Below are 24,514 nucleotides of genomic sequence, written 5' to 3'. Positions count from 1 at the left end.
GCGCAGTCGCTCGAATTACTCTTCTTCGGAAACCTTTTCCTTGCCGTCGGCGGCCTGTTCGGGACTCGCTTCCGTGCTCTCTTCCGTACTCTCTTCCGTGGCCTCGCGCAGCGATGTCTCCGGCATGAGGAGGCCGAGGACGAGCGCGAGGACGGCGAAGACCACGACGGTCAGGAACACCGCGGCGAGGGCCTCTCCGTACGCGCCCACGACGATGTCCCGTTGCGCGCCAGGAAGGTCGCGGATGGCATCGATGCTGCCCAGTGACTTCTCGTCCAGGCCGCTACTCACTGCCCCCTTCTCGCTCAGCAGATCGGCGAACCGACTGTTGAGGATGGCACCCAGCAGGGCCACACCGATCGCCGAGCCGAGCCGTTGGAAGAAGCTGACGGCGGCGGTGGCCGCGCCGATGTCCGTCTGCGGTACGACCCCCTGTACGGCGGTGATGATCGGCTGGAGGCTAAAGCCCGCGCCGATGCCGAAGACGACGCCCAACACGATGACCAGCCAACTCGGCGTGTCCGCACTGATGAAGCCGAGCGGCAGCAGCGTCAACCCCAGCAGGGCGGCGCCGAGGACGGGGAAGACGCGGAAGCGGCCGGTGGCACTCATCCGGTTGCCTGCGTAGATCGAGGCGAAGCCGACACCGATCATGGTCGGCACCATGGCCAAGCCGGCGGTGAAGGCCGACATGCCCTTGACGGCTTGGAAGAACACCGGGAGGAAGATGATGCCGGTGAACAGCGCCATGCCGGCCACGAGGCTGTAGACGGACCCGAGGGCGAACAGTCTCAGCCGGAACAAGGGGATCGGCATGACCGGTTCGGCAGCACGCCGCTCCACCACGACCAGGGCGACGGACAGCACGAGGGAGGCCGCGAGGAGCCCGAGTGACAGGGGGTCCGTCCAACCGTGCTCGCTACCGGCCCAGCTCAAGTACAACAACAGCGGGGTGGTGGCGGCGATGACGAGGGTGGCGCCCAGATAGTCCACCGAGTGGCTGCGGCGTTCGGTGGGGATCTTCAGTGCGGAGACCGTGACGAGCAGCGAGAGCAGTCCCAGCGGAACATTGATCAGGAAGATCCACCGCCAGCCGATCGCGTCCACCAGACCGCCGCCGACCAGGGGGCCGGCCAGGGTGGCGATGCCGAAGACCCCGGCCACCATGCCCTGGTAGCGACCCCGCTCACGGACCGGTACGACATCGGCGATCACGGCCAGGGCCAGGGCGTAGAGCGCACCGGCACCCAGGCCCTGTACCGCGCGGGCGGCGATCAATTGGGCGATCTCCTGGGCGATGCCGCACAGCGCGGAGCCCACGATAAAGACGCTCGTCGCAACGATGAACACGCTGCGGCGCCCGAACTGGTCGGACACCTTGCCCCAGACGGGGGTGCTCGCCATCGACGTCAACAGGTACGCCGTGATCACCCAGGCGAGGTTCTCCAGGCCACCCACGTCGCTGACGATGCTGGGCAGTGCCGTGCTGACCACCGTCTGGTCCAGCGCGGAGAGCAGCAGGCCCGTCATCACACCGATGATGGCGCGGTTGATCTGCCGTTTGCTCAATTCGGGTCGGGCTAAGTCCTGCGGTTGCGACGCTGCCATGGGTAGTTGGGGCCCGGTTCCCGAAGGCCAGGACCCATCCCCCTTTCCATTCCGCGCGTACGGATTCTCCGCATGCGGCTTGCCGATGATCTTCTGGACGTGGTTGCGGACACGGACGCTTCGCCGCACCCGGCGGCCGATTGTTCGTGCGGCCCCTGTGATCCCGCGCCGGCGCGGGATACTACCGGCCCTGACGGGGGTTCGGCAGGATCTCGCCGGCATCCGGCCACGTCCGCGTTCCCAGGTCCGGAGCGATCATCGGAAGACCAGGCGCAGTGCGGGTGTTTCCGCGGGCGCGGACGGTGCCCCGCCCGGGCGCTCCAGCCATAGGCGTCGGCGTTCGAAGGCGATGGGCGGCCGGCTCGCCCGGCTGGGCCGGTCGGCGGGGGGCGCCTGCCCGACCACCACATGGGCATTGGTGCCGCCGAAGCCGAACGAGCTCACCCCGGCGGCTCTGCGCCCTGGCAGTGGCCACTGCTGCGCCTCGGTGGCCAGGGCGAACGGCGAGGCGTCGAGTTGCAGTCGGGGGTTGGGGCTCTCGCAGTTGAGCGTCGGCGGGACGATGCCGTGCTCGACGGCCAACAGGGCCTTGAGGAGGCCGACTGCGCCGGCCGCGTGCAAGAGGTGGCCCACGTTGGTCTTGACCGAGCCGAGCAGGCACCGCCCGGCCCGCTGGGAGTCGTCCTCGTCGAAGACGGTGCTCAGGGCCCGGAACTCCAGCGGGTCGCCGATCGCGGTACCGGTGCCATGTGTCTCGATCATGCCGATCTCGGAGGGTGAGCGCCGGGCCGCACGCAGGGCCCTTCGTACCGCGGCGGCTTGGGCGGTGGGATTCGGTGTGGTCAGGCCCATGGTCCGACCGTCGTTGGTCACCGCTGAGCCCTCGATGACACCGCGGATCGGATCCCCGTCGCGCAGGGCGGCGTCGAGTGGTTTGAGCAGGAGGACGACACTGCCCTCCCCTGGTACGAATCCATCGGCACGCCGGTCGAACGCGGCGCACCGGCCCGTGGGTGACAGGGCGCCTGCGGCCGAGAACTCCAGGAAGGACGTCTCGTCCAGCAGTACGCTGCTGCCGCCGGCGACGGCCAGGTCGATCTCCCCGCTGCGCAGGCTCTGACAGGCCAGGTGAATGGCCACCAGGGAGGACGAGCAGGCGCTGTCCACGACGAGGTGCGGGCCTCGTAGGTCGAAGTGCTGTCCGACGTGGGAGGCGACGAAGTTCGCGTCCGACTCCGGTACTTCGGCCCGTATCTCACCGCGACCGGCGTAGCCGGTGCCTCGGGCTCCGGCGAACACTCCGACGTCCCGGCCGGCGAGTTCGGGGCCTTCCAGACCGGCATCGCGCAAGCAGTCCGCCGTGCCTTCCAGGAAGAGCCGGATGGTCGGGTCCAGATAGCGGGCCTGGTCGTCCGTGAGGCCGAAGTGTCCGGCGTCGAACTCCTCGATCCCGGGGACGAAGCCGCCCCACTTGCCGACCGTACGGCCAGGTTGTGGAGTGGGCCGGTGGAACCGGGAGGCGTCCCAGCGCTCCGGAGGTACCTCACCGATGGCCAGGTGTCCCGCCACCAGGTTGCGCCAGAAGGTCGCCACGTCGGGGGCCCCGGGCAGTCGACAGGCCATCCCGATCACCGCGATGGCATCACTCTTCGGTGTCGATGGCTCGTGTGTTCGTACTCGGTCGGGCTGCGGCTGCGTCGCCGGCGGGGGCTGGGAGTGGCGAACCGTCGTGAGCGGTGGCTGAGTGGCTTCGGTCCATGGCTCGGCGACCGGAGTGGGTTCCTGCGGTCGGTCCGATGGCGGCGTGAGCTCGTTCAACCGGCCCGCGAGGGCCCGCAGGGTGCTGTGCTCCAGCAGCAACACCGGGTCGAGGGACCTGCCGACCTGTTGTTCGATCGCGTCGAGGAGTTCGCCGAGCATCACCGATTCGACACCCAGTTCGGCGAACTCCGCGGTCGGGTCGAAGTCGGCGGCCGGGATGCCGACCACTCGGGCGAAGATGTCGAACAGCCAACTGGGCACCGGACGGTGGCCGTTGAGCCGAGGTGAGGGTTCAGGGGTCGGCGACGGCGCTTGGAGTGCGGGCGGTGGCGCATCGTCCATCACGGCCGGCAGTTTGAGGAGCTCATTGGGTTCTGCGCCCCGCAGCGTGCGCAGTGCCACCACCGGGCCACCGGTGTCCGAGCAGATGACCCGGTCGAGTGCGCGCAGTGCCTCTTCGTCCCCGGCGGAGTCGAGCCCGAACCGGGCTCCCGGGTTGCCCGCACCCTGTCGGGCACCACTGTCGCGCCACATGGGCCAGGCCACCGAGTGCACCCAGGAGTTGGCCGTCGCCAGGTGCTCGGTCAGATCGTCGACGTACGCATTGGCCGCCGCGTACTCCAGCACACCTGAGGCGACGGATGGCACCACGGCGGCAAGCGAGGAGAAGGCCACCAGGAAGTCGGGACGGTCCGCAAGGCACAGCCGGTAGAGGACGTCCAGCGCATCCGCCTTGGGTTCGAGGACGCGTTGGATGTCGCTCGTGGCCCGCCCGGCGAATGGCCCCACCGAAGGGGTCACCGCAGCGCAGTGGACCGCTCCGCGCACCGGGCCGCTGACTTCGCGGACCTGGTCGAGGAAGTCTTCGAGCCCTCCTTGGTCCAGCAGGGCACCACGGTGGACGTGCACCCGCGCGCCTGCGGCTTCCAACGCCCGTACGGTCTCCACCGCGGCGCGCGCCTCGGCGCTCAGGTCCGGAGCGTCGAAACGTGCCGTCTCCGGTAGCGACCGGGCACCCAGGAGGGCGAGATGACGGGCGCCGCGTGCCACTAGGTGGCGGGCGACGCGGGAGCCGATGCCACGGGTGGCCCCGGTGAGCAGATAGACGCCGTAGTGGTCCAGCCGGGGCGCGGGAGTCAGGGCGTCGACGATCGGGGTTAGGGCCGGTACGTACGTCTGTCCGGCTCGGTGGACGCACTCGCCGTATGTGTTTCCCGGCAGGGCGGCCAGCAGTTCCCCGACCTGGTCGTCAAGTGTCCGGCCGGTTTCGTCGAGGTCGACCGTGACCGCGGTGAGATGGCCGGTCTCGGCACCGAGGAAGCGTATGAACCCGGCCATGCGTGCCCCGGTGGGCTGCCCCGGGCCGCTGCCGACCGCGCGTCGGCCACGGGTGGCGTGGAGAACGTGCACCGGCCGGGTGCGGCCCGCTGCCCGGCGGGCGGGGCCGGAGGCGGTCAGCCGTTGCAGCAGGGCGACCCGCGTCTGCCACGATTCCGTCCCACCGGTGGGGCGGTCGGTGTCTGCGGTGTCTGCGGTGTCTGCGGTGTCTGCGGTGTCTGAAGGGTCGGTGAGATCGGTGAGGTCGATGACGGCCGCCAGGTCGGGATGCGCGGCCAGGGCCCGATCCGCGAGGTCCTCCCCGCGGGCACCGGTGAGGGATGCGTGCGCGTCGCGGTCGCCGGGGCCCTCCTGCACCAGGTGGACCCGGTCGGGACCGATCCGTGCCACGACGGCATGGGCCAGGGCACGGCTGCCCGGACCGTAGAGGCAGAGCAGACTGCCGTGCAGGGCCACCGGGGCGCCCACCGGGCCGGCCAGGCGCCAGGTCTTGCGGTACAGCGGCAGTTCATCGGGACCGTCCGTTGCGGGAGGGGCAACGGCGGGAAGGCCGATGGCCGGTTCGGGATCGGGCAGCCAGCAGCGCATCCGGGCGAAGGGATAGGCGGGCAGGGTCAGTACGCTCGGCCGGCACCCGGCCGGCCACTCGATGCCGACCGGCCGTCCCGTGACCCACTGCTGTGCGAGCGCTTCCGGGTCACCGGTACTGACTGCGTCGTCGGGCCTTCGGTTCGACGGTGCCCGGCCCCGGAGCAGCGCGGTCGGATCCCCGTCCAGATGGCGGCGGAGCCGCCCGGCCAGTTCGTCGATGTCGGCCACCACCGCGGCGGCCCGCTCCCTCAGGTGATGGCGACCTTCCGCGAGGGTGAAGGCCAGATCGGTGAGATCGATGGTCGGATGGTCGCGCAGATGGCCCGACAGACGGGTGATCACCTCGCGCAGTCGATCCTCGTCATACGCCGACAGCATGATCAGGGTCGCGTTCGGCGGAGAGGGAGCCGGAGCGGGCGGAGCCGAACGGGTGGGCGGTTCCTCAAGGATGACGTGGGCCAAGGTGCCCCCGGCGCCGAACGAACTCACCCCGGCCCGACGCGGCTTCCCGTCCGGCACGGTCCACGGTTGCCGTGTGCGTTGGACCCGCAGTGGGGAGGAGTCCCAGTCGATGTCCGGGTTGAGTTCCTCGGCGTGCAGGGAAGCCACCAGCGTCCGATGGGTGAGCTGGAGCACGGCCTTGGCGATGCCGGCCAGGCCGGCTGCTGCCTCGGCGTGGCCGATGTTGGACTTCACCGACCCCATCGGCAGGGTGGCACGACCCATCGCGTCCGGCTGGAAGACCCGGTGCAGACCCTCGGCCTCGATCGGGTCACCGAGTGCGGTGCCGGCGCCGTGCGCCTCCAGGTATCCGATGTCCTGGGGCTCCAGACCGGCGTCCGACAGGGCCTGTTGGACCACCTCGGCCTGAGCGGTGGGGCTCGGGACGATCCATCCGTTGGTTCGCCCCGCGTTGACCACGGCGGTGCCGGCCACCACGGCGTGCACCCGGTCGCCGGCGGCCAAGGCCGCCGACAGCGGTTTGACGATCAGGGCGCAGACGGTCTCGGCGGGGACCATCCCGTCGCCACCGCGTCCGAAACTGCGGCAGAGGCCATCGCTGGACGCCCCGCCCAATCGGTCGATCTGGCGGAACTTGTTCGGATGGAGCGACAAATTCGTCGCGGCGACCACGGCGGCCTCGCAGTCGCCGGCGCGCAGGGCACGGGCGGCCAGGTGCAGGGCGACCAGGGAGGCTGAGCACATGGTGTCCACGGTCATGCTGGGGCCGTGCAGGTCGAAGGCGAACGAGATGCGGTTGGCGATGCCCGCCACGGTGGAACCACTGTCGGCGACGGCGCCGCGCAGGCTGTGCTCCACTCCGAAGTACGGATACTCGTTGTACATGGACCCGACGTAGACCCCGACCTTGGAGTCATGGGCGGTACGTAGTCGGTGAGCCGGGTAGCCGGCGTCGTCCAGGGCCTCCCAGACGGCTTCCAGACAGAGTCGCTCCTGTGGATCCATCAGCTCCGCGTGCCGGGGGCTGATACCGAACAGCAGTGGGTCGAACCGGTCCACGTCGCTGAGGTAGCCGCCGTGCATCAAGGAGGCCGGCCAGCCCGGTCGCAGCCGGTCGGCGGGCATCGGGCCGACCGTGCAGGCACCCGTGCGCAGGCTCTCCCAGAACTCGGCGAGCGAGTCGGCGCCGGGGAAGCGACCTGCGATGCCGACGATGGCCAGGGGCTCGGGTGCGGTGGACCCCGGCGCGGACGGGCGCACCCGGGCGCGGGCGGACACGTCCACCGGTGCACTGTGACGCACCGCAAGCACGCTGGCGATGTCGGCGAGGGTGCGGTGCTGGAAGAACAGTGTCTTGCTCCGCTCCCCCAGGTCATGGGCGAGCCGGGTGTTGAGCCGGGTGATCAGGAAGGAGCTGAGGCCCAACTCCTCCAGTGGAGTGTGCGGATGGGCGTCTTCCACGGGCAGGCCGGCCGTCTCCGCGAACAGCCGGCACATGTAGTCGAGCGCCCAGCCGCCATCGGTGGGCGCCGACAGTTCGGGGTCGGGAGCAGGCTCAGGAGGAGGCGACGTGTGCACGGGTGACGGGTCGAAGTCGTCAAAGGGGTACGACGGCAGTGTGATGCGCCGGGCCGGTACCTTCCACAAGGGCCGCCAGTTCACCTCCTGCCCAGCCAGCCATGCCGCCACCGCCTCTTGCCGGTCGGTGACCGCCGTCGGTTCCGCGGTGCGGGAGGGGAGCGTGTGCACCACGGAGCGCCGCACCGCCGCCGACGACCTGTCCGCCACCACATCGTCGAGTGCCGCACACAACTGCGCGACCGTGCGACACCGTACGGCGAGGCGGTGACCGAGCGGCACCCGACCGTTCTGGCTGGTGAACGCGATGTCGGCCAACGCCGGCGGTTCCGCGGTGTCGAGGAAGTCCCGGTAGAGCCGGGCGAGGTGCACCAGCCGCTCCTCGTCGGCCGCTGAGAGGAGGACCCACTGTTCCTGCTCGCTGTACACCACGCTCACCCCTGTCATCCAGCGTTCGGTGTTCCGCCCCGCACGTTAGAGGCGTACGGGCGCTTGCCCCGCTCACTCCTGAGCGTTGTGACCGGACCATCGGATTCGTCCGTCGCGGTGCATGCCGCCCAGAGGCGGGGCAGCAGACTGCCGGTGCCCGCCTGGTGGAGCTCCGTGACCCCGGCGTCTCGGAGGTAGGACATGCTGTCGGACCAGCGCACCGGCCTGTACAGGTGCTGGGCGAGCAGTTCGGGCAGTCGGTCGAGGCGATGGGGCCGGGCGGTCACATTGGAGATCACCGGAATGCGGGGAGAGGCGAACGTGACCGTGGCGAGCACTTCGGCGAACCCCGCGGCGGCGTCGGCCATGTACCGGGAGTGGCCTGGGTTGGGCGCGTCGATCAGGGTTGCCTTGGCGACACCGCCCCCGCGGACCACTGCGGCAAGTGCCCGCAGCGATCCGGTGGGGCCGGCCAGTACGGTCTGGTCCGGTGCATTCAGGTTGGCGATGTCGATGTCGGCGAACCCCTCGGTCGCCATCACCACCGTCAGCTCCCGGACTCCGATGCCCGTGACCGCCAACATCCCACCGGGCACCGGGCATGCGGAGATCAACCGGGCCCGGGTGTGCACCAGACGCAGTGCGGTGGGGAAGTCGATGCAGCCGGCGTGGCACAACGCGGTGAGCTCGCCCATGCTGTGACCGACCAGATAGGACGCTTCGGGCGCATCCAGTGCGGCAAGGCGGGTGATGACGAAGAGCGTCGGCTGGACCCTGGACAGGTGGCGCCAGGCGCTGCCGGACTCGGCTGTGAGCACCGGACGCAGGGGATGGCCGAGAACGGCCTCCGCCTGCGCGGTCAGCTCGGGATACCGGTCGAGCAGTTCGGCGCCGCTCTGCCCGCGTAGGGCGCCTTGTCCGGCGAAGGCGAGGGCTGTCAGCACGGATCTATCCCTCCCACGGCATCCGCTGGTGGTGTACGTAGTTGTCGATCCTGGTGCGCACCGCCGGGGAGGCGAGCAGTTGCGCGAACACCTCGCCGGCGTGGGCCCGCGCGGTATCGGGGATCGGTGCGAGGCTTGCGCAGTACGCCTTCGCGGCGGCGGTGGTCGACCGGTCTATCTTGGTGACGCGGCCCAGCAGTCTGCGCAGTTGCTGCCCGTGTTCGCCTTCTACCTCGTCGACCAGCCCGAAAGCGCGTGCGTCGGATGCGGTGATCGGTGCCGTGGACAGGGTCATGGCATAGGCCCGTTGGAAGCCGATCCTGCGCATCAGGAACGGCAGAATGTTGCAGGGCAACAGGCCCCACAGGGCCTCGGGCAGGGCGAAGGAGCTGCGGTCGGTGGCGACCACCAGATCACAGGCTGCGACCAGGCCGACCCCGCCTCCGGCGGCTTGGCCGTCAACCTTGGCGAGCACGGTGATCGGCACCTCGGTGATCCGGTGGAGCAGGTCGAAGAAGTCACCGCCGCCGCTGTCGCCCTCGTCGGTGGAGATGTCAGCGAGGTCCATGCCTGTGCACAGTGTGCCGCCGCTGCCCTCAAGGACCAGGGCGCGCGTCCGTGGATCCACGGCCGCCGACTCCACCGCGTCGCGCAGCAGGGCGACGTCGTCGGGTGTCAGGCTGTTGCGGCGGTGCGGTCGGTTGATCGTGAGCCGGGTGACGGGGCCGTCCCGATCGACGAGCACGGCCGGCCCGGTGGTGTGGGTGGTCATCAGGTCCACCTGTACGTGCGGTGGTACCCCTCGATCCGATCCAGCACCAGCAGGCCCCGGCCGGTGAACTCCTTGCCGAGGTCGCCGTGTTCATCGAGGTCGAAGTGGGCGTCCCGCACGCCGAACTGCGCACGGTCGCCCGCTGCGGCGACCAGGTCGTACTCGGCGATGGTCAGGGGCCTGCGGGTGGCCAGTGCTTCCTCGACGCCGAGCGCCGCCAGGTCGTCCACCGCACGGGGGTGGACGACACCGCTGAAGAACTCGGAGGCGCAGCCGGATCCGTAGGAGAAGAGTCCGATCCGCCTGGGTTCGGGAAAGCTGCCGTGCCGGATCAGCGAACACAACGCCAGGTAGAGGGAGGCGGAGAAGATGTTGCCGACCTCCGCGCCGTACACCTGGGACTGGCTCACCCGCCGTTCGTAGTCGGCGTCCACTTCCTGCTGGTCGGAGTTGCGCTGTTGGCGCAGGAGTCGTCGGTGGGCGCCGCGCACCATGCCCACGAACGGGGTGTGGAAGCCCAGATAGGCGAAGCTGTCGACGACGTCGGTGCCGTCCACCCGGTCGCGGTAGGCGCCGAAAGCCTGTTGTACGCATTCGAGGTAGGCCAGCATGGAGATGTCCTGGTTGACCACGTCGATGCCGGGGCCGGGCCGGAAGGTGTCCATCACCTCGAAGGTGTGGCAGCCGCTGGCGCCGAGATCGATGTCCAGGGTGGTGGCGTCGCGGCCGATGAGCATGGCGACAGCTCCGGCACCTTCGGCGCCCTCCCACTGTTCGCCGAGTGCCGGCACTCCCGCGGCATCGGCGGCGATGACCAGGGCGAGCGCATCGTCGAAGGGGCTCGCGTGCACCATGCCCACGGCGGAGTGCAGCGCGGCAGTTCCTCCGTAACACGCCTGTTTGACCTCGAAGGAGCGGCAGCGGGGGCCGAGTTCAAGGTAGTGATGCACATAGGTGCTGATCGACTTGCCGAGGTCGACGCCCGACTCGGTCGCCACCACGACGGCCTCGATCCGATCGCGTTCTGCCGGGGTGAGCCCGCGCACCAGCGGAAGGGCTGCGTTGACCGCATTGGTCACCGCGTCCTCGAACGGCAGGTTGACCGACTTCCGGCGCATCATCAGATTGCCGAAGCGGCTCATGTCATGGCCCCGTGTCTCGTACAGGGTCCTGATGTCGACGCAGGTCCGTCCCACGTACGGGTGGAGTGCTCTGATTCCGACGCCCATGCGGCTCTCCCGTCTGCCGGAGCGCGCCGGCGTCCGTCTGACCGGCGCCGAGCATGACGCGGAGAGGAACGCGGTGACTGCACACTATTGCGCAGTCTGGGGATCCTCTTGCGTACCACGCTAACCTCACAAGGCTGTGTCAGGAACATGAAAATTTGCCGCCGTACGAAGGGAGGGGGACGCCCTCACCGGGACCGGTAACGGGGCAGACCCCGCCAGACAGGCGGGATTTGACAGACACGGCCTGGGGCCGCGCTGAAGAGTTCCTTAAGGCGGAACCGCTAGAAGTGCTCCAGTGCAAAATCAGTCCAAAATGCTCCGACCTGGCCACGAGGAGGCGCAGGGCCGATGCAATACTCCGGAACGGTGGCGCACGTGTGGTGCCGAGAAGTCGCCGACGAGGCGGCAACTGGTAACGGCGTAGGTGTCGCTGACGTCGAGTGGGCGCTGTCCGATTCGGAACGGACCAGCCGGGACGCGTTGCGTCGCACACAGGATCGCGCTGTGTACGGTGCGGCCTGGGGTCTTGTCCGGCACGCCCTGAGCACCGTTGAACCCCGGGTACACCCGGATGAGTGGCGCTTTCTCCGTTCCAGCCTCGGTCGCCCCGAGGTGCACTATCCGACCTGGGCTCGTTCCCTTAGGTTCAATCTGTCGCACACGGACGGCATCGTGGCTTGTGTGACAACCCGGGGTGCGCGTTGTGGTGTTGATGTGGAGCGCCCTGTTCGGGTGCTGCCGCTGCACCGGCTCACCAGGTCCGTGCTCTCGGAGCGCGAGCAGCGCGAGTTCGATCTGGCCCCGCCGGGCCGGCGCCAGGAACTGTTCTTTCGCTACTGGACGGTGAAGGAGGCGTACCTCAAGGCGATCGGCTCGGGCATGCGGTTTCCCATGACCGCGTGCGAGTTCGCGGTCGGCACCAGCCGGCCGGCGCTGCTGTCCCTCGCCGCAGGGCCCGAGCACGCCCGATACACGTTCAGGCAGTGGCCGGTACAGCGCGGTGGACTTCTCGCCCTGGCGGTACAGGGCAGGGCCACCATCGAGCAGGGGAGCGATGTCACGGTCAGGGTTCACCTGTCCGGCACCGACGACGAACGCCCGCAGACCGCACGGTTCTGATTGGATCGAAGGATGAGCGAATCGATCATCTTTTTCGAGGAACAACGACGGTGGGAGCAGTGGCTGGAGGAGAACCACAACACTGTTGCCGGTGTGTGGGTGAAGATCGCGAAGAAGGCCAGCGGGCTGCCGAGCATCACCTATGCGGAGGCACTCGACGTCGCCATCTGCTTTGGGTGGATCGACAGCCAGCGCGACAAGGTGGACGACCTGTACTGGCAGCAGCGCTTCACCCCGCGGACCAAGAAGAGCCCCTGGTCGCAGGCGAACCGGGAGCGGGTGGAGCGACTGAGCGCGGCGGGCAGCATCCGCCCGGCGGGCCAGCGCGAGATCGACGCGGCGAAGGCCGACGGGCGTTGGGAGGCGGCCTACGCCTCCCAGAGCAAGATGACCGTGCCGGACGACTGGCAGTCCGCACTCGCCGAGGAACCCGAAGCAGCTGAGTTCTTCGCGACGCTGGACAGCAAGAACCGGTACGCCATTCTGTACCGCCTCCAGAGCGCCAAAAAGGCCGAGACGCGCGCCAAGCGCATCGAGAAGTTCATCGCGATGATGTTGAACAAAGAGAAGCTATATCCGTAGTGATTCGCCTGGTCGGGGTCCGGCCCACCGCGGCCGTGACCCCGAATCCTCCAGGGCAGCATATTAACAATGGGGAGGCATTTCGATGCAGCACGCTCGATTCGGCAAGTCTGCCTTCTATTTACATCTGCTGCAGAACATGGACGAGTCCAAGATCTCGCTGACCCCCATCAACTTGGAGCGTGGTTACAACCTCTACACCTGCGGCGACAGCATCGACAACCTCTTCCTCGTCATCCACGGTGGTATCAAACTCACCACCAGCGCGCACAGCGGAAAGGAGTGTATTCTCGATATCTGTCGACGCGGTGACATTCTTGGCGCTCTTTCACTGAGACCCTCCGTGCATGAAGAGTCCGCCACCGCGATGCTGGACAGCCATGTATTGCGCATCAATCGCCGCGACTTCGTCCGCATGTTGCGCAGCGACCCGGATCTGTTCCAGAAATGGAGCCAGCATCTGGCCCAGCGCATTCGCGAGCGCGAAAGCACCATCAAGCATCTGGTCACCATGAAGTGCGAGTACCGCCTCGCGGCGATCCTGCTGCATCTGTCCCACCGATTCGCCGGCCGGGGTTCGCAGTGGCAGCACATCGACGCCCGCATCACCCACGATGAACTCGCCGCCATGGTGGGAACGACCCGGTCTCGTATCGGATTCTTCCTCAAGAACTTCACCTGCCGCGGTCTGGTGAAACGACTGCCGGACGGCACCCTGCTCGTCAACTGCGACACCGTCTCGGACTTCCTCGCCTCGGACCCGAACGATGAGGTGCCCGAACTCCAACACACGGCGTAGCCGAACGCCATGGGCTCGCCGACAGGGGAGGTCGGCGAGCCGAAGACATCAGCACGTGGGCTCCGTACCCGGGTGGTGTGCCGTCCGATCCGGTGACATCCTTCGGCACCCGGACCGCGGAGGGACCCCCGGCGTGCCCCTGCCGATGAGGGCGTGCCTACGATCAGCCGGTCCGTGCCGCCCGAAGGAGCCTTCGCCCGTGACCGCCGTCGTCCCGCCACTTCGCACCCGTACGCTCCCGTTGTCCGTGGAGTGTCTGACGCGCACCGAGGACGGCGAACAGTTGCACGCCCTGTTGTGGTCCGCCGGCCCCGGCTGGCGGATGATCAGCAGTACGGTCCTCGGCGGTGGGATCGCCGAGCGTGCGTGGGTTCTCAATGCCCAGGTCTCCCATGGCTACCGACGGACCGATCCGGCGCAACACCTCACCGAGCTGGCTCGGGACGCCCGGGCCCGGGGCGAGGGCGTGGGCATGTTGACTGCCGCCGACGTCACCGCGCACGCCCAGGGGTACGACGCGGGCGCGGCGGCCGTTGTGACCGCGGGCATCGGGGTACGCGGCTGGGCCGCATCCCCGTCGGAAGGCACCTCTCGTGCACCAGCCCCCGGCACGATCAACATCATCGCCGCGCTCCCGGTGCCGCTGACCGATGCCGCGCTGGTCAACGCGGTGGCCACTGCCACCGAGGCCAAGGTGCAGGCCCTGCTGGACGCGGGATACGACTGCACCGGCACACCCACCGATGCCGTGTGCATCGCCGCACGACGTCCCCATCCCGAAGCCGAGACCCATGCCTTCGCCGGCCCACGGTCGCTGTGGGGCGCACGTCTGGCCCGTGCCGTGCACCACGCGGTGCACACCGCCCTCCCTTCTCCCGGGGCGAACAGCCTCGATTGAGCAGCTGGCCGGACCCGGACCGCGAAGAAGCCCGGGCGGAGAGAGTTGCGGAGGGGGCACGGTCCGCCCCGCAAGGACTCGATCACCCCGTCAGGTGACGGGGGCGAGGAAGGCGTCGAAGGCGGCCGGCAACTGTCTCCACGCATCGGGCCCTGCGGCGTACTCGTCGTCGGTCAACAGACAGGAGTCCAGAAGACGGGTCAGGGCATCGCGGTCAAGGCCGGGGGAAGTGAAGACGAGATGCTGACAGCAGTCTCCGTGCTGGGGGTGCCAGTCGAGTGCGGCGGCGACCTGGCGCACGGGCGGCACCAGTTCCCAGGCAGCATCCGGTAGGGAGGCGAGCCAGGGGCCCGCGCTCTCCACGCTGAGCGCGCCACCGGCGGCGTCCCAGGCGAGCAGGGCGTTCGGTCGGTCGGCAAGCCAGAAGCGACCCCTGCTACGGGCCGCACCACAACAGAGGTCCTCCAGCGCCTGGTAGAGACGCTCGGAGTGGAACGGGCGTCGACGGTGCCAGACGAGGGTGCTGACGCCCGCCTCGTCAGCTTCGTGCGGCAGGAGGGCACAGGCCGGGTGATGGGCCGCCGCCGCGGCCTCGACGTCGAAGCCGGCGAAGGCCAGCGCGGCGAGCTCCCCCGACCCGGCCGGAACCTGTCGAGCGGTGGGGTGGAGTTGGGTCAGCAGTGCACGGTCGGCGTCGTCCGCAGGCTCGCGGCCGTCGGGGGTGTCGCACTCGACGAGCGCGAGGACCGGGGCGTACTCCAATTGCCGGGCCCAGGTGTCACCGATCGTCCGTCGGTCGGTGGCCGCTGCTGCCAATCCGGCTTCGGCCAGATCGTCCCCGTTGGCGAGGTAGGGCAGCACCAGCGCCGGGTCGACCGCGGTGATGACATTGGTGAGTTCGAGGGCGGATCCGCCGTGCGAGTCCACGACCTCGGCCATGGCCTTGGGTTCCACCGAATCCCAGAGCTCGACGATCGCCAGCCGGGTGGTGAAGTCCTCGGCCAGTCGCTCCAGTTCGGGGATGAGGTCCTGCCGCAGCGCACAGCAGGCGCAGTCGTTGACAAGCGGGGTACTGCCCGATGACCGTTCGCCCGAGGCGTCGCGGACGCCGCGCCGGACGGTGCCTTCGGCGGCCGTGGTCAGGTCGTGGTGCAGGGCGAGGCTGCCCGGCACCGAGCGCAGCAGGCCCTCCACCACCGCGTTGCGGGCGTCCGCGTGCAGTCCGGCGACGATGACGACCGGGAGGGGGTTGCCTCCCGCCGCCCGTTCCTCCCCCATCAGTTCGCGCCCCGCAGTCCGTAGCGGCGCTCGAACCGTTCGACGCGGCCCGCAGTGTCCAGGACGCGAGCGGTCCCGGTGTAGAAGGGGTGGCTCACATGGGAGATCTCGACGTCGACGACGGGGTAGGTGTTGCCGTCCTCCCACTCGACGGTCCTGTCGCTGCTCATGGTGGAGCGGGTGAGGAAGGCGTAGTCGGCTGCCCGGTCGCGGAACACGACGGGCCGGTAGTCGGGGTGGATGCCTGGCTTCATGAGGTGCCTCCTAGGGGAGCGCGGTTGTCGGGGGTCAGCGTTCTTCGCGGAAGTCGACGTGCGCGCGGGCGATCGGGTCGTACTTGCGCAGGACCAGGCGATCGGGGTCGTTGCGGCGGTTCTTCCGGGTGACGTACGTGTAGCCGGTCCCTGCGGTCGAGCGCAGTTTGATGATCGGGCGGAGTTCGTTGCGGGCCATGGAGCTGTACTATATGGGAATGGTTTCCATTTTCAAAAGCAGTCCTTCCGTGACATCTTCCAGGGCGAGGTGACGTCGACCGTGTCCGCACACTGCCAACTGAGCGGAGCCCGACCCGGCTTCGGCAATGCCATCTCCCACTCCCATCGACGCACTTCGCGCCGGTTCGACCCCAATGTCCAGCGCAAGCGGTACTGGTTGCCGAGCGAGGGCCGTTCGGTACGCCTCACCCTCAGTACCAAGGCGATCAAGACCATCGACCGCATCGGCATCGAAGCGGCCGTCGCCCGCATCCGGGCCCGAGGAGGGAAGGTCTGATGGCGAAGAAGAGCAAGATCGCGCAGAACGAGAAGCGGAAGGCGATCGTCGACCGGTATGCGGTCCGACGGGCGGAGTTGAAGGAGGTCATCCGCCGCCTTTCCTCCTCCGACGCCGAACGGCGCGCAGCCGTGGCGGAGTTGCGGCGCCAACCCCGGGACGCGAGCGCGACCCGGGTGCGCAACCGTGACGCCGTGGACGGCCGCCCACGCGGCCACTTGCGCAAGTTCGGACTCTCGCGCGTACGGATGCGCGAACAGGCGCACGCGGGCTTCCTCCCCGGGGTCACCAAGTCCTCCTGGTGACCAGGGCGGCCGGACGGTCGATGCGGTGGGCGTTCCTCCCGCTGCGACCGTCCGGTCGGACGCCTTCGCGCACTGCCGGGAACCGGCAACGAGGTTCGAGCGGCGTACTCCCCCACCTCTGCCTTGGCCGCCGCTCCCCCTCTTTTCAAGGGGGCGACCGCCATGGGAGTCATGGCCGCAACAGCAGGATTCCCAGGAGCCCGACACCGGCGAGTCCGCCACCGGCCCGGGGCGAACCCCGCACGGTTCGCCGGGCCCTAGGGTGTCAGCGCGTTGCGGTGGTGGCCGGTGTCCCTGTGGATGAGCACCCGGCCCAGCGCGCCCTGTGGCCGTGAGACGAGAGTGTCCCACGTCCCGTCCTCCACGACGCGGCCAGCCGCGAGAACCGCGATCCGGTCGGCCCGCCGCAGCGTGGCCGGGCGGTGTGCGATGACGATCGTCGTACGGTCACCAGCCGATGCGAGGAGTGCGTGCGCGATCTGTTCATCGCCCTCTGTATCGAGGTGGGCGGTCGTCTCGTCCAGGACCAGGAGCCGAGGTTCGGCCAACAGCGCCCGGGCCAGGGCGATACGGGCCCGCTGACCACCCGAGAGCGTGGCGCCCCGCTCGCCCACCGCGCTCCGGTATCCGTCCGGGAGCCCCGCGGCGATGTGGTCCACCCCGCACAGGGCCGCCACTTCCCTCATCCGCCCCTCGGATGCGTCCGGTGCGGCCAATCGAAGGTTCTCGGCCAGACTGCCGCGGAACAGCGGGGTGTCCTGGCCGACGACGGCCACCGCACGGCGGAGGTCGGACTCCGCGAGTTCGCGCAGGTCCACCGGGACCCCGTCGCGGGGCAGCAGTTCCACCGCGCCTTCGGACGGGTCCCAGAATCGGGCGAGCAGATGAGCACAGGTCGACTTGCCGGCCCCGGACACTCCGGCCAGGGCGATCGTCTCACCGGCGCGCACGGTCAGGTCGAGGCCGTCGAGGACGCGCGTGCCCCCGTAGTCGAAGCGGACACCCCGTAGCCGTACCCCCAACGGACCGGGCGGCAGCGTCCGCGGTTCGACGGGCTCAGGAGCCCCGGCGGGAGCACGGACCGCGGCGCCGACCCGGGCGGCGGCGGCGCGCAGCCCACCCGCCTGCCCCAGCGCTGCGGCCGAGTCCGCGACCGGTGCCAGCACACCGAGAGCGAGCGCCATCGCCGTCGGTGCCCAAGCGCCCCCCAACCGACCGGCGCCGACCGCTCCCGCGACGACGGCCACCACAGCCACGACCGCCCCCACCACGAGGAGGTCGCGCAGCGCTCCCGCCCCCGCCTCCCAGGTGTGTTCACGACGCTGGGCGTCGCCGAGCCGCCGGCCGCGCAGGCGCAGTCGCTCCCGGCGCTCCTCCAACCCGCCGAAGGCGAGCAGTTCGGGCAGCCCGTCCACGGTCTCCACGGCATCGGCGGAGAGCTCTGCGGCTGCGGTCCTGGTTCTGGTGCCGCGCTCGGTGCGGCCCCGCCCGTCCAGCAGTGGAGTCAGGGCGAGCAGTGCGGCGAGCGGCAGCACCACCACCAGCAGCCATGGTTCGACGGCGGCGAGGACTGCGGCACCACTGCTGAAGACCAGGACGGAGGAGGCCAGTTGGGCGATGGCGTGGGCGTAGAAGAACTCCAGCGCCTCGACATCACCGAGTGCGGCGGCGGCGAGGTCCCCGCTGCGACGGCCGTCGATCCGGGCCGGTGCGCTCCGGGCGAGCCCGTCGAAGACCCGGACCCGCAGTTCGGCCAGCACGCGGTAGGCGAGGTCGTGGGAGAGGTCCATCTCCCGCCAGGTGGCCAGCGCGCGCACCACGACGAGGCCGAGCAGCAGCCCGATGGTGGCGGGGCCCGGCAGGGTGCCCGCCACGACGGCGGTGCCGAGCGTGTGCGCGGCGAGCGCGACCAGGGCGACGAGCGCGATCTGGTCGACCAGGGCGGCGGCGAACGTGCGCAGGGTCATGGCCCGGTGGGCTGCGAGGACGGGCAGCAGCGCTCGCAGGGCGCCCGAGTGCGGGCGGTCAGCGGCGGACGGGGTCATGCGGCGTCTCCCTGGTGAACGGGTTGCGGGACTGTGGTGGACGCGTCGGGAGCGGGGCGCAGCACGCCGCCGCGAGGGCCGTCGGCGGTCACCAACCGCGCGTACAGATCGCTGGTCGCGAGCAGTTCGTCGTGCGTGCCGATCGCCTCGACCCGGCCTTCGTGGAGGACCACGATGCGGTCGGCGTGTCGCACGGTGGAGAGGCGGTGGGCGACGACCAGGCAGGTTCGTCCCCGTACGGCGTTGCGCAGGGCCTGTCCGATGCGCGCCTGTCGGTTCTCGTCGACGGCGCTGGTCGCTTCGTCGAGGACGAGTACGGGTGTGTCGGCGAGCAGTGCCCGGGCCAGTGCGAGGCGTTGGCGCTGGCCCCCGGAGAGGGTGGTGCCCCGCTCTCCGACGAGGGTGTCGTAGCCGTGGGGCATCCGACGTATCTCGTCGTGGATGCCGGCCGTGCGGGCGGCTGTGTGGAGGTCTAGGTCGGGGGCTTGGGGGCGGGCGATGCGGAGGTTCTCCGCGATGGTGCCGTGGAAGAGGTACGTCTCCTGGGAGACGACCGCGATTCCCTGCCGCAGTGAGGCGAGTGTGAGGTCGCGGGTGTCGACGCCGTCGATGAGCACCTGACCGCCGTCGGGATCATGTCGGCGTAGGAGCGTGCCGAGCAGGGTGGACTTGCCCGCACCCGAGGGACCGACGATCGCGGTGGTGCGCCCAGCTTCGGCGGTGAAGGTGACGGCGGTCAGGGCCGGCCGGGCGGCGCCCGGGTGATGGTAGGAGACTTCGTCGAACCGGACGTCGGGTGCCAGCGGCCAGTAGGCGCTGCGGGTGCCGGCGTCGATGGCCCCTCCGGTGGCGGTGCGCAGCCGGGCGATTCCGTCGGCGGCGGACACTCCCAGATAGCCGGCGTGCCATTCGCGCGAGAGGTCGCGTACGGGACGGAAGCACTCGGACGCCAACATCAGCAGGAGGTAGGTACCGGTGGCCGTGGCCCGGCCGGTCGCGGCGGACCAGCAGGCGACGAGGACGGCGGCGATGGTGCCGCCTTGGACGGCGAGGTCGGTGAGCCCGGTGTCGACGAGGGACACACGCAGTTTGGCGACGGTGGCGCGGTGCAGGGTCGCCGAGCGCCGGGCGAGGGTAGCGCGGGTGCGTCCGACGGCACCGGCCGACCGGAGAACGTGCATCGACTGGAGGGCTTCGAGGTAGTCGGCGGCGAGGGCTTCGTACGCTCCCCAGTGCTGTTCGCCGCGCCGCTTCAGCAACCGGTCCCACCAGCGCGGCACCAGGATGGCCAGCAGCAGCGCGGGCGCGAGCGCGAAGACGGCCCGCGGCTCCAGGACGGTGACGCACACCAGCAGCGCGGGCGGGATGCAGCAGGTCACCAGGGCCTGGGGAAGGTAGCGCGAGACATAGGCGTCGACGCCTTCGACGCCGTCGACGAGGGTGGCCCGCAGGGCTCCGGCGCGGGCGGGCTCCCCGGGTGCCACGGTTCCCGCGATCCCCCCGAGCCGCCCGAGACGTTCCAGGAGCGTGTCCCGCAGTTGTACGCGGACCCGTGTGCCCGCCCGTACAGCGAGGTCCCGTTGTACGAGGACGAGGGCTGCGCGCAGGACGACGACGGCCAGGACCCCACCGAGGAGCACGATGAGCCGATGGGTGTCACCGTGGGCGATGTCGGCGAGGGCGAGGGCGAGCAGCACCGCCTGCGCCAACTGGGTGAGGGTCACCGCGATCAGGACGCCGGTCGCGGCGAGGAGTGGCCCGCGTGCGACGCGGGCTGCGCGCAGCAGTTCGGGGTGAAGCATCATGAGGGGTCGTCGTCTCCTTCGTGGCATTCGTCGGGCTGGCGGCCGATGGCGAGGCCGTGCAGCACCCAGTGGCGGCCGGGTGCACGGCCAATGGCTGCCCCGAGGTCCGCGCGCTGCCAGGAGCCGATCGGTCGGGACCGCAGGCCCATGGACACGGCGGCTAGTTGGGCGTGTCCCATGGCGTAGCCCGCGATCTGGTGGAGGGCGCGCACCTGCGCGGGTGGGGCGTCGTCGGGGCAGCCGTGGGCGAGGAGCACGGCACCGGTCGTGGCGATCCACCTCTGCCGGGCGGCCCAGACGGCGAGGGTGGGCCGGGCGTCCCCGGTGGCGAGGGCTTCGAGTCGGCCGTGGTCCCCGAGGTGCACGAGTGCAGGTCGGGGCCCTCCGGTGGCCGCGCACCAGGACGGGCCGTCGGGGTGGGCGGCCGCCGCCACGCGCAGGAGTGTGACCAACTGTCGGTCGTCCGGGGCTCCGAGAAGGGGTGGTGTGGCGCTGCGTCGGGTGAGCAGCACGGATTCGGGGACCTCGACGGATGGTGTCGGCTGCCAGTGGTGCCGGGTGTCGGCGCGCTGGCCGAGTGCCGACAGGATCCGGTGGGTGTCCGCGGGTTCACCGGCGTTGGGGTCGTCGGCGCCCCGATCGTGGCGCGCGGGTCGGATGCGGGCGGGCGGCGGTTGGTCGGTTCGGTCGATTGGGTCGATTGGGTGGGTCGGGTCGGTTGGGTCGTTCGCGTCGCGGACGGCCCAGCGCAGCAGGGCGTCAGTTGGGCAGTCGGCCGTGATGCGTACGGCCGCCAGCGGCGGTGCGTCGGTGGCGTCGAGGCGGGCGGCGGCGGCCAGCAGTGGGCCGGGGGCGTCCAGGCATACGGCCGGGCAGCCTCCGAGGGCGAGTGCCGCTGCCGCGTGCCCGATGTCGAGCAGCAACAGTGGCCAGGCGCGGTGTCCGTAGTGGGCGGCGGTCGGCTCGACGGTGGCGGTGAGGACGGCGAGTGTGCCGGGAGGCGCGGTGGAGGGCGCCGGGCCGCGTCGGTGGAGGCGGTGGGTGAGCGGGTGGTACGCGTAGCGGCCGGCCGGTAGCGCGCTGCCCGGGCCGACGAGGAGATGTGCGTCGACGGGGTGCAGCGCCCCGGCGGACGGTACGGGGCGCAGCCGTCCGCCGGGGCCGGCGGCGAGGGAGTGTCGTAGGACGCGGTCGAGTTCGGGCGGGAGCGTGGTGCTCGGCCCGGTCGGTCGGTGGCGCGGGGCAGGGGTGCCTTCGGTGGGCTGCTCGACGGAGCGCGCTCGGGTGAGGGCGGCGGTGATGGAGTGCGTTGCGTCTGCGTGGGTCACGGCGGCGGTCACATGTGCGGGGGTGGTGCGAGGGTGAAGTCGTCCGGGCCGGTCGGGGCGGCGGTGCGCCAGCCCCGGGTGAGGGCCGCGTCGGTGAAGCGGTCGCAGCCCAGATAGGCGAAGGCTGCGGGAGCGTTGGGAATGAGGCCGGAGACCAGGACCCGCGCCACGCGCAGGGCGGTTTCGGCGACGTCCTCCGTGGTGAGGTCGAAGGTGATGACGCGATGGCCGCCTTCGGCGAGGCGGGCGTCGAGTGCGATGCGGGTGCCCCGGGCGATGTCCCCGATGTCGACGGTGCCCAGGGCGGGGGCGGTGAATCGGCTGGCCAACGCAGTCATCCGGGGGTCGAGCCACACCTGGACATGGGCGCCCAGGTCGCGTATCCGCTCGAACTGGGGCCCGCAGTCGTCGAGGTAGCGGCGGTCGGCGCGGTGGTCGAGGTAGAGGCCGCGGGCGAGCATTCCGGCGTCGATCGCGCGAAACACCCACCCGTCGACATCCATGGCGCCCTGGGTGAAGACCCAGGTGTGCACGGCTTCCAGGACGGCCTTGACGGCGGCTTCGGCGGGGTCGTAGCGGCAGGCGAAGCCCGCGGCGTGGATGCCGCGTCGGGGGTCGTGGACCAGTGCGGCCATGCAGGGCGCGAACTCGGATGGCATCTCCACGATCCATACGTCGAGGGGGCAGCCTTCCAGGGCCTGATCGAGGCCGGGGACACTGGCGGGATCGATGCCGCGCACGGGTCCTTCGAGGTGCCACCACAGTTCGAGTGCGTCTCGCTCGACGACCTCCAGCAGTCCGCGTTCGACTGCGTCGTCGAGTCCTTGACCGGTCGCGATGCCCGCGTAGTTCAGATGGTGGGTGCGCGGCAGGGTCCGCAGTTCGCCCTGCCGCCAGTTGAGGTGGGTGAGGGCGACGGGCGCCCAGCACTCCCGTTCCTCTTCGCTGCCCCGGGCCCAGAGTGTCGGGGTGTGGGTGTCGAAGCGCTGGTAGGGGAAGCCGGGACGGTTGTACTGCCACTCGGCGTAGCGGGGCAGTTCACCGGGGCCGTACAGGCTCAGGCCCTCGGCTGCCAGCTCGGCGGCGGTGGCCCGACGGGGCGCGTCGGGGTGGCCGGGGGGCGGCAGCCGGTTGCCGCAGTACCGTTCGACCGCTTCGGCGACGGCGGCGAGTTCGGCGCCCGCCCGGTCGCCGAAGGTGGTCCCGAGCGACACCCGGTCGGCGGGCCAGGCTCCGAGACGGCGGGCGTCACAGACGTCGGCGGTCATGGCGGTGTAGCGGCGCGGGGCACCTGATGGGTGTTCCACGGGTGCGACGGCTCGCACGATTCCGCACACGGGATCCACGAGCGCGTCCAGCGGCAGTGGTGGGGTGTTCAACGGCAGATCTCCTGTACGGGATTGACGCCTCGGCCGCGGCCCGTGGTGAGCAGGAGGGCGCTGCCGTCGGGTCGTACGGTCCGGTGCGAGGCGAGCAGACGGGTCGCGGTCACCGGGTCCTCGCCGGTGTGCGGCTGGCGGATGTGTGCGGGGAAGTGGTGGCCCGCGATCTCGATGCGCAGCCGGGTGCGGGCGGGGAGCCGACGGGCCAGTTGTCCGAGCGGAACGGTGAAGCTGGCCGCAGTGCCGGGCGGGTCGGTGCGGCGTACGACGGCCGTGGCGAGCGGGGCTGCCGTGCCCGCGGGATCGAGGGTGACGATCCGTACCGCCCAGTCGGCCGGCGTTGCATCGGCGACGGCGTTCAGGCGGAGCGCTGCCGGCCCGAGGAGGTCGAGTGGACGGGCGAGGGGGGCGGTCAGCAGCAGACAGCGGTCGGGGGTTCCCGTGTCGGGCACGTCCAGCCGGTCCGAGCGCACGGGGCGTACGGGGTCGGCGACGAACGCGGCCCCGTGCACGACGCGTGGCCCCTCCGCACTGCCGACGTCCCATACGAGCTCGGTGTGTTGGTCGGTGGCGCGGCACCACAGTCGGCTGCCGCCGAGGGCGAGCGCCCCTCGGTGCCCCTTCCGCAGTACTCCGACAAGGGCGGCGCGTCCCCACTGCACATAGAGCCGGCCGAGGTTGAGTCGGTGGCCCGGGCGGGCCTCCGGGCCGGGGTCGGCGGTGAGGCCGTGTCCCCAGGGGCCGATCAGGAGGCGCGCTGGGCCGCCCCACTCCTGCCACAGGCGGTGGGTGTCCGGGGCGAACGGGTCCCGGGTGCCGCCGATGGCGAGCAGGGGCACCCGGGCACTCCGCAGTCGCTCGGGCGTCAGTGGATCCGGGTGTTCGGCGTTCCACACTCCGCGCCAGGACGGCAGGGCACGTCCGAGGCGCTCGGGAAGGGTGGCGACGGGGAGGTGTGCCAGCAGTTGGGGGTCGGCGGCGAGCGCACGGTCGAGGGCGTCGGGGTCGGAGTCGGGACGGTCGCCGTGGGCGGCCCACCAGCCGGCGCGGGAGAACAGCCGTTCCGGGCCGTGGGGTTCGCGGGCGGTCGCGCTGGCACCGAGCGCGGGTACCGCGGCGATGACGGCATCGGCGCGGACGCTCGGGTCGCTGTCGAGCGCGGCGGTGAGGGCACAGTGGGCCGCATAGGAGCTGCCGACCGTGATGACGGGACCGGCGCTCCACCTGCGGGTGCGGAGCCAGCGCAGGGTCACGGCACCGTCGGCGGCCTCGCGGTGGTACGGACGCCAGTCGCCTTCGGATTCGTGCCGGCCGCGGACGTCCTGGGCGACGGCGGCGAAGCCATGAGCCGCCCAGGCTCGCAACTCGGCGCGGTGGTTGTGTCGACCGTAGGGAGTGCGGAGCAACACGGCAGGGTGGGGACCGGCGTCGGAGTCGGGTAGACAGACATCGGCCGTTAGTGCGGCGCCGTCGTCCATCAGGACGCGCAC

At 70.5% G+C, this 24,514-nt stretch carries 19 protein-coding genes; 6 read left to right on the top strand and 13 right to left on the bottom strand.

Translation table 11 applies throughout. The features are described from left to right. Positions 1-15: 15 nt before the first annotated feature. From OID54_RS35670 to OID54_RS35650, 5 genes are all read right to left on the bottom strand, one after another. Complete coding sequence (locus OID54_RS35670; protein WP_329026526.1) at positions 16-1,569, bottom strand: MDR family MFS transporter; 1,554 nt, start codon at positions 1,567-1,569, stop codon at positions 16-18. Between the two features lie 294 nt (positions 1,570-1,863). After that, entirely contained in the window at positions 1,864-7,785 is a 5,922-nt protein-coding gene (locus OID54_RS35665; protein WP_329026524.1) for a beta-ketoacyl synthase N-terminal-like domain-containing protein, read from the bottom strand. Continuing rightward, positions 7,782-8,711 carry an ACP S-malonyltransferase gene (locus tag OID54_RS35660; protein WP_329026522.1) on the bottom strand — a complete coding sequence of 310 codons (930 nt, stop codon included), beginning with the start codon at positions 8,709-8,711 and terminating at the stop codon, positions 7,782-7,784. Before OID54_RS35660 ends, OID54_RS35665 begins: the two co-directional genes overlap by 4 nt. A gap of 4 nt (positions 8,712-8,715) precedes the next feature. Continuing rightward, on the bottom strand, positions 8,716-9,483 hold the full coding sequence (locus OID54_RS35655; protein WP_329026519.1) for an enoyl-CoA hydratase-related protein: 768 nt from the start codon (positions 9,481-9,483) through the stop codon (positions 8,716-8,718). After that, the gene (locus tag OID54_RS35650) at positions 9,483-10,712 is read right to left on the bottom strand and encodes a hydroxymethylglutaryl-CoA synthase family protein (protein WP_329026517.1); all 1,230 of its coding nucleotides are present in this window, start codon (positions 10,710-10,712) and stop codon (positions 9,483-9,485) included. Before OID54_RS35650 ends, OID54_RS35655 begins: the two co-directional genes overlap by 1 nt. Positions 10,713-11,426: 714 nt before the next feature. On the opposite strand from OID54_RS35650, the gene OID54_RS35645 reads away from it, so the two are divergent. The 4 genes from OID54_RS35645 to OID54_RS35630 all read left to right on the top strand — a co-directional run bounded on the left by OID54_RS35645 (position 11,427) and on the right by OID54_RS35630 (position 14,110). Continuing rightward, on the top strand, positions 11,427-11,831 hold the full coding sequence (locus OID54_RS35645; RefSeq protein WP_329026515.1) for a 4'-phosphopantetheinyl transferase family protein: 405 nt from the start codon (positions 11,427-11,429) through the stop codon (positions 11,829-11,831). Positions 11,832-11,843: 12 nt separating this feature from the next. Continuing rightward, the gene (locus OID54_RS35640) at positions 11,844-12,413 is read left to right on the top strand and encodes a YdeI/OmpD-associated family protein (protein ID WP_329026513.1); all 570 of its coding nucleotides are present in this window, start codon (positions 11,844-11,846) and stop codon (positions 12,411-12,413) included. An 85-nt stretch (positions 12,414-12,498) separates the two neighbouring features. Beyond that, the gene (locus OID54_RS35635; protein ID WP_329026510.1) at positions 12,499-13,212 is read left to right on the top strand and encodes a Crp/Fnr family transcriptional regulator; all 714 of its coding nucleotides are present in this window, start codon (positions 12,499-12,501) and stop codon (positions 13,210-13,212) included. Positions 13,213-13,411: 199 nt separating this feature from the next. Further along, entirely contained in the window at positions 13,412-14,110 is a 699-nt protein-coding gene (locus tag OID54_RS35630) for an adenosylcobinamide amidohydrolase (protein ID WP_329026508.1), read from the top strand. A gap of 90 nt (positions 14,111-14,200) precedes the next feature. Here OID54_RS35630 and OID54_RS35625 read toward each other — a convergent pair whose 3' ends face one another. Genes OID54_RS35625 through rpmG form a run of 3 tightly spaced genes read right to left on the bottom strand, consistent with a single transcriptional unit; the run spans position 14,201 to position 15,841 of the window. Beyond that, positions 14,201-15,388 (bottom strand): CobW family GTP-binding protein, encoded by a 1,188-nt coding sequence (locus OID54_RS35625; RefSeq protein ID WP_329026507.1) that lies wholly within the window; start codon positions 15,386-15,388, stop codon positions 14,201-14,203. After that, positions 15,388-15,642 carry a type B 50S ribosomal protein L31 gene (locus OID54_RS35620; RefSeq protein ID WP_329026505.1) on the bottom strand — a complete coding sequence of 85 codons (255 nt, stop codon included), beginning with the start codon at positions 15,640-15,642 and terminating at the stop codon, positions 15,388-15,390. The genes OID54_RS35625 and OID54_RS35620 overlap by 1 nt, the downstream gene beginning before the upstream one ends. Positions 15,643-15,676: 34 nt before the next feature. Further along, positions 15,677-15,841 (bottom strand): 50S ribosomal protein L33, encoded by a 165-nt coding sequence (rpmG, locus tag OID54_RS35615; RefSeq protein WP_329026503.1) that lies wholly within the window; start codon positions 15,839-15,841, stop codon positions 15,677-15,679. Positions 15,842-15,922: 81 nt separating this feature from the next. Here rpmG and rpmB point away from each other — a divergent pair, with 81 nt between their 5' ends. Next, positions 15,923-16,159 (top strand): 50S ribosomal protein L28, encoded by a 237-nt coding sequence (gene rpmB / locus OID54_RS35610; protein ID WP_329026501.1) that lies wholly within the window; start codon positions 15,923-15,925, stop codon positions 16,157-16,159. Next, positions 16,159-16,464, top strand: a complete 306-nt coding sequence (gene rpsN / locus OID54_RS35605) for a 30S ribosomal protein S14 (protein ID WP_329026499.1) — start codon at positions 16,159-16,161, stop codon at positions 16,462-16,464. The genes rpmB and rpsN overlap by 1 nt, the downstream gene beginning before the upstream one ends. A gap of 257 nt (positions 16,465-16,721) precedes the next feature. Here the strand turns inward: rpsN and OID54_RS35600 are convergent, their stop codons facing one another. From OID54_RS35600 to OID54_RS35580, 5 genes are read right to left on the bottom strand one after another with little or no spacing between them, the layout of a single operon-like run. Next, positions 16,722-18,509 (bottom strand): ABC transporter ATP-binding protein, encoded by a 1,788-nt coding sequence (locus OID54_RS35600; RefSeq protein WP_329026497.1) that lies wholly within the window; start codon positions 18,507-18,509, stop codon positions 16,722-16,724. Then, on the bottom strand, positions 18,506-20,314 hold the full coding sequence (locus OID54_RS35595; RefSeq protein WP_329026496.1) for an ABC transporter ATP-binding protein/permease: 1,809 nt from the start codon (positions 20,312-20,314) through the stop codon (positions 18,506-18,508). The genes OID54_RS35600 and OID54_RS35595 overlap by 4 nt, the downstream gene beginning before the upstream one ends. Continuing rightward, on the bottom strand, positions 20,311-21,654 hold the full coding sequence (locus tag OID54_RS35590) for a nitroreductase family protein (protein WP_329026494.1): 1,344 nt from the start codon (positions 21,652-21,654) through the stop codon (positions 20,311-20,313). The genes OID54_RS35595 and OID54_RS35590 overlap by 4 nt, the downstream gene beginning before the upstream one ends. After that, positions 21,651-23,027 carry a YcaO-like family protein gene (locus OID54_RS35585; protein WP_329027981.1) on the bottom strand — a complete coding sequence of 459 codons (1,377 nt, stop codon included), beginning with the start codon at positions 23,025-23,027 and terminating at the stop codon, positions 21,651-21,653. Before OID54_RS35585 ends, OID54_RS35590 begins: the two co-directional genes overlap by 4 nt. Beyond that, on the bottom strand, positions 23,018-24,502 hold the full coding sequence (locus OID54_RS35580; protein ID WP_329027979.1) for a CocE/NonD family hydrolase: 1,485 nt from the start codon (positions 24,500-24,502) through the stop codon (positions 23,018-23,020). The genes OID54_RS35585 and OID54_RS35580 overlap by 10 nt, the downstream gene beginning before the upstream one ends. Positions 24,503-24,514: the final 12 nt, after the last annotated feature.

This window comes from Streptomyces sp. NBC_00690, from assembly GCF_036226685.1.
Lineage (GTDB): Bacteria > Actinomycetota > Actinomycetes > Streptomycetales > Streptomycetaceae > Streptomyces.
This window is presented reverse-complemented; position numbering and strand designations above follow the sequence as displayed.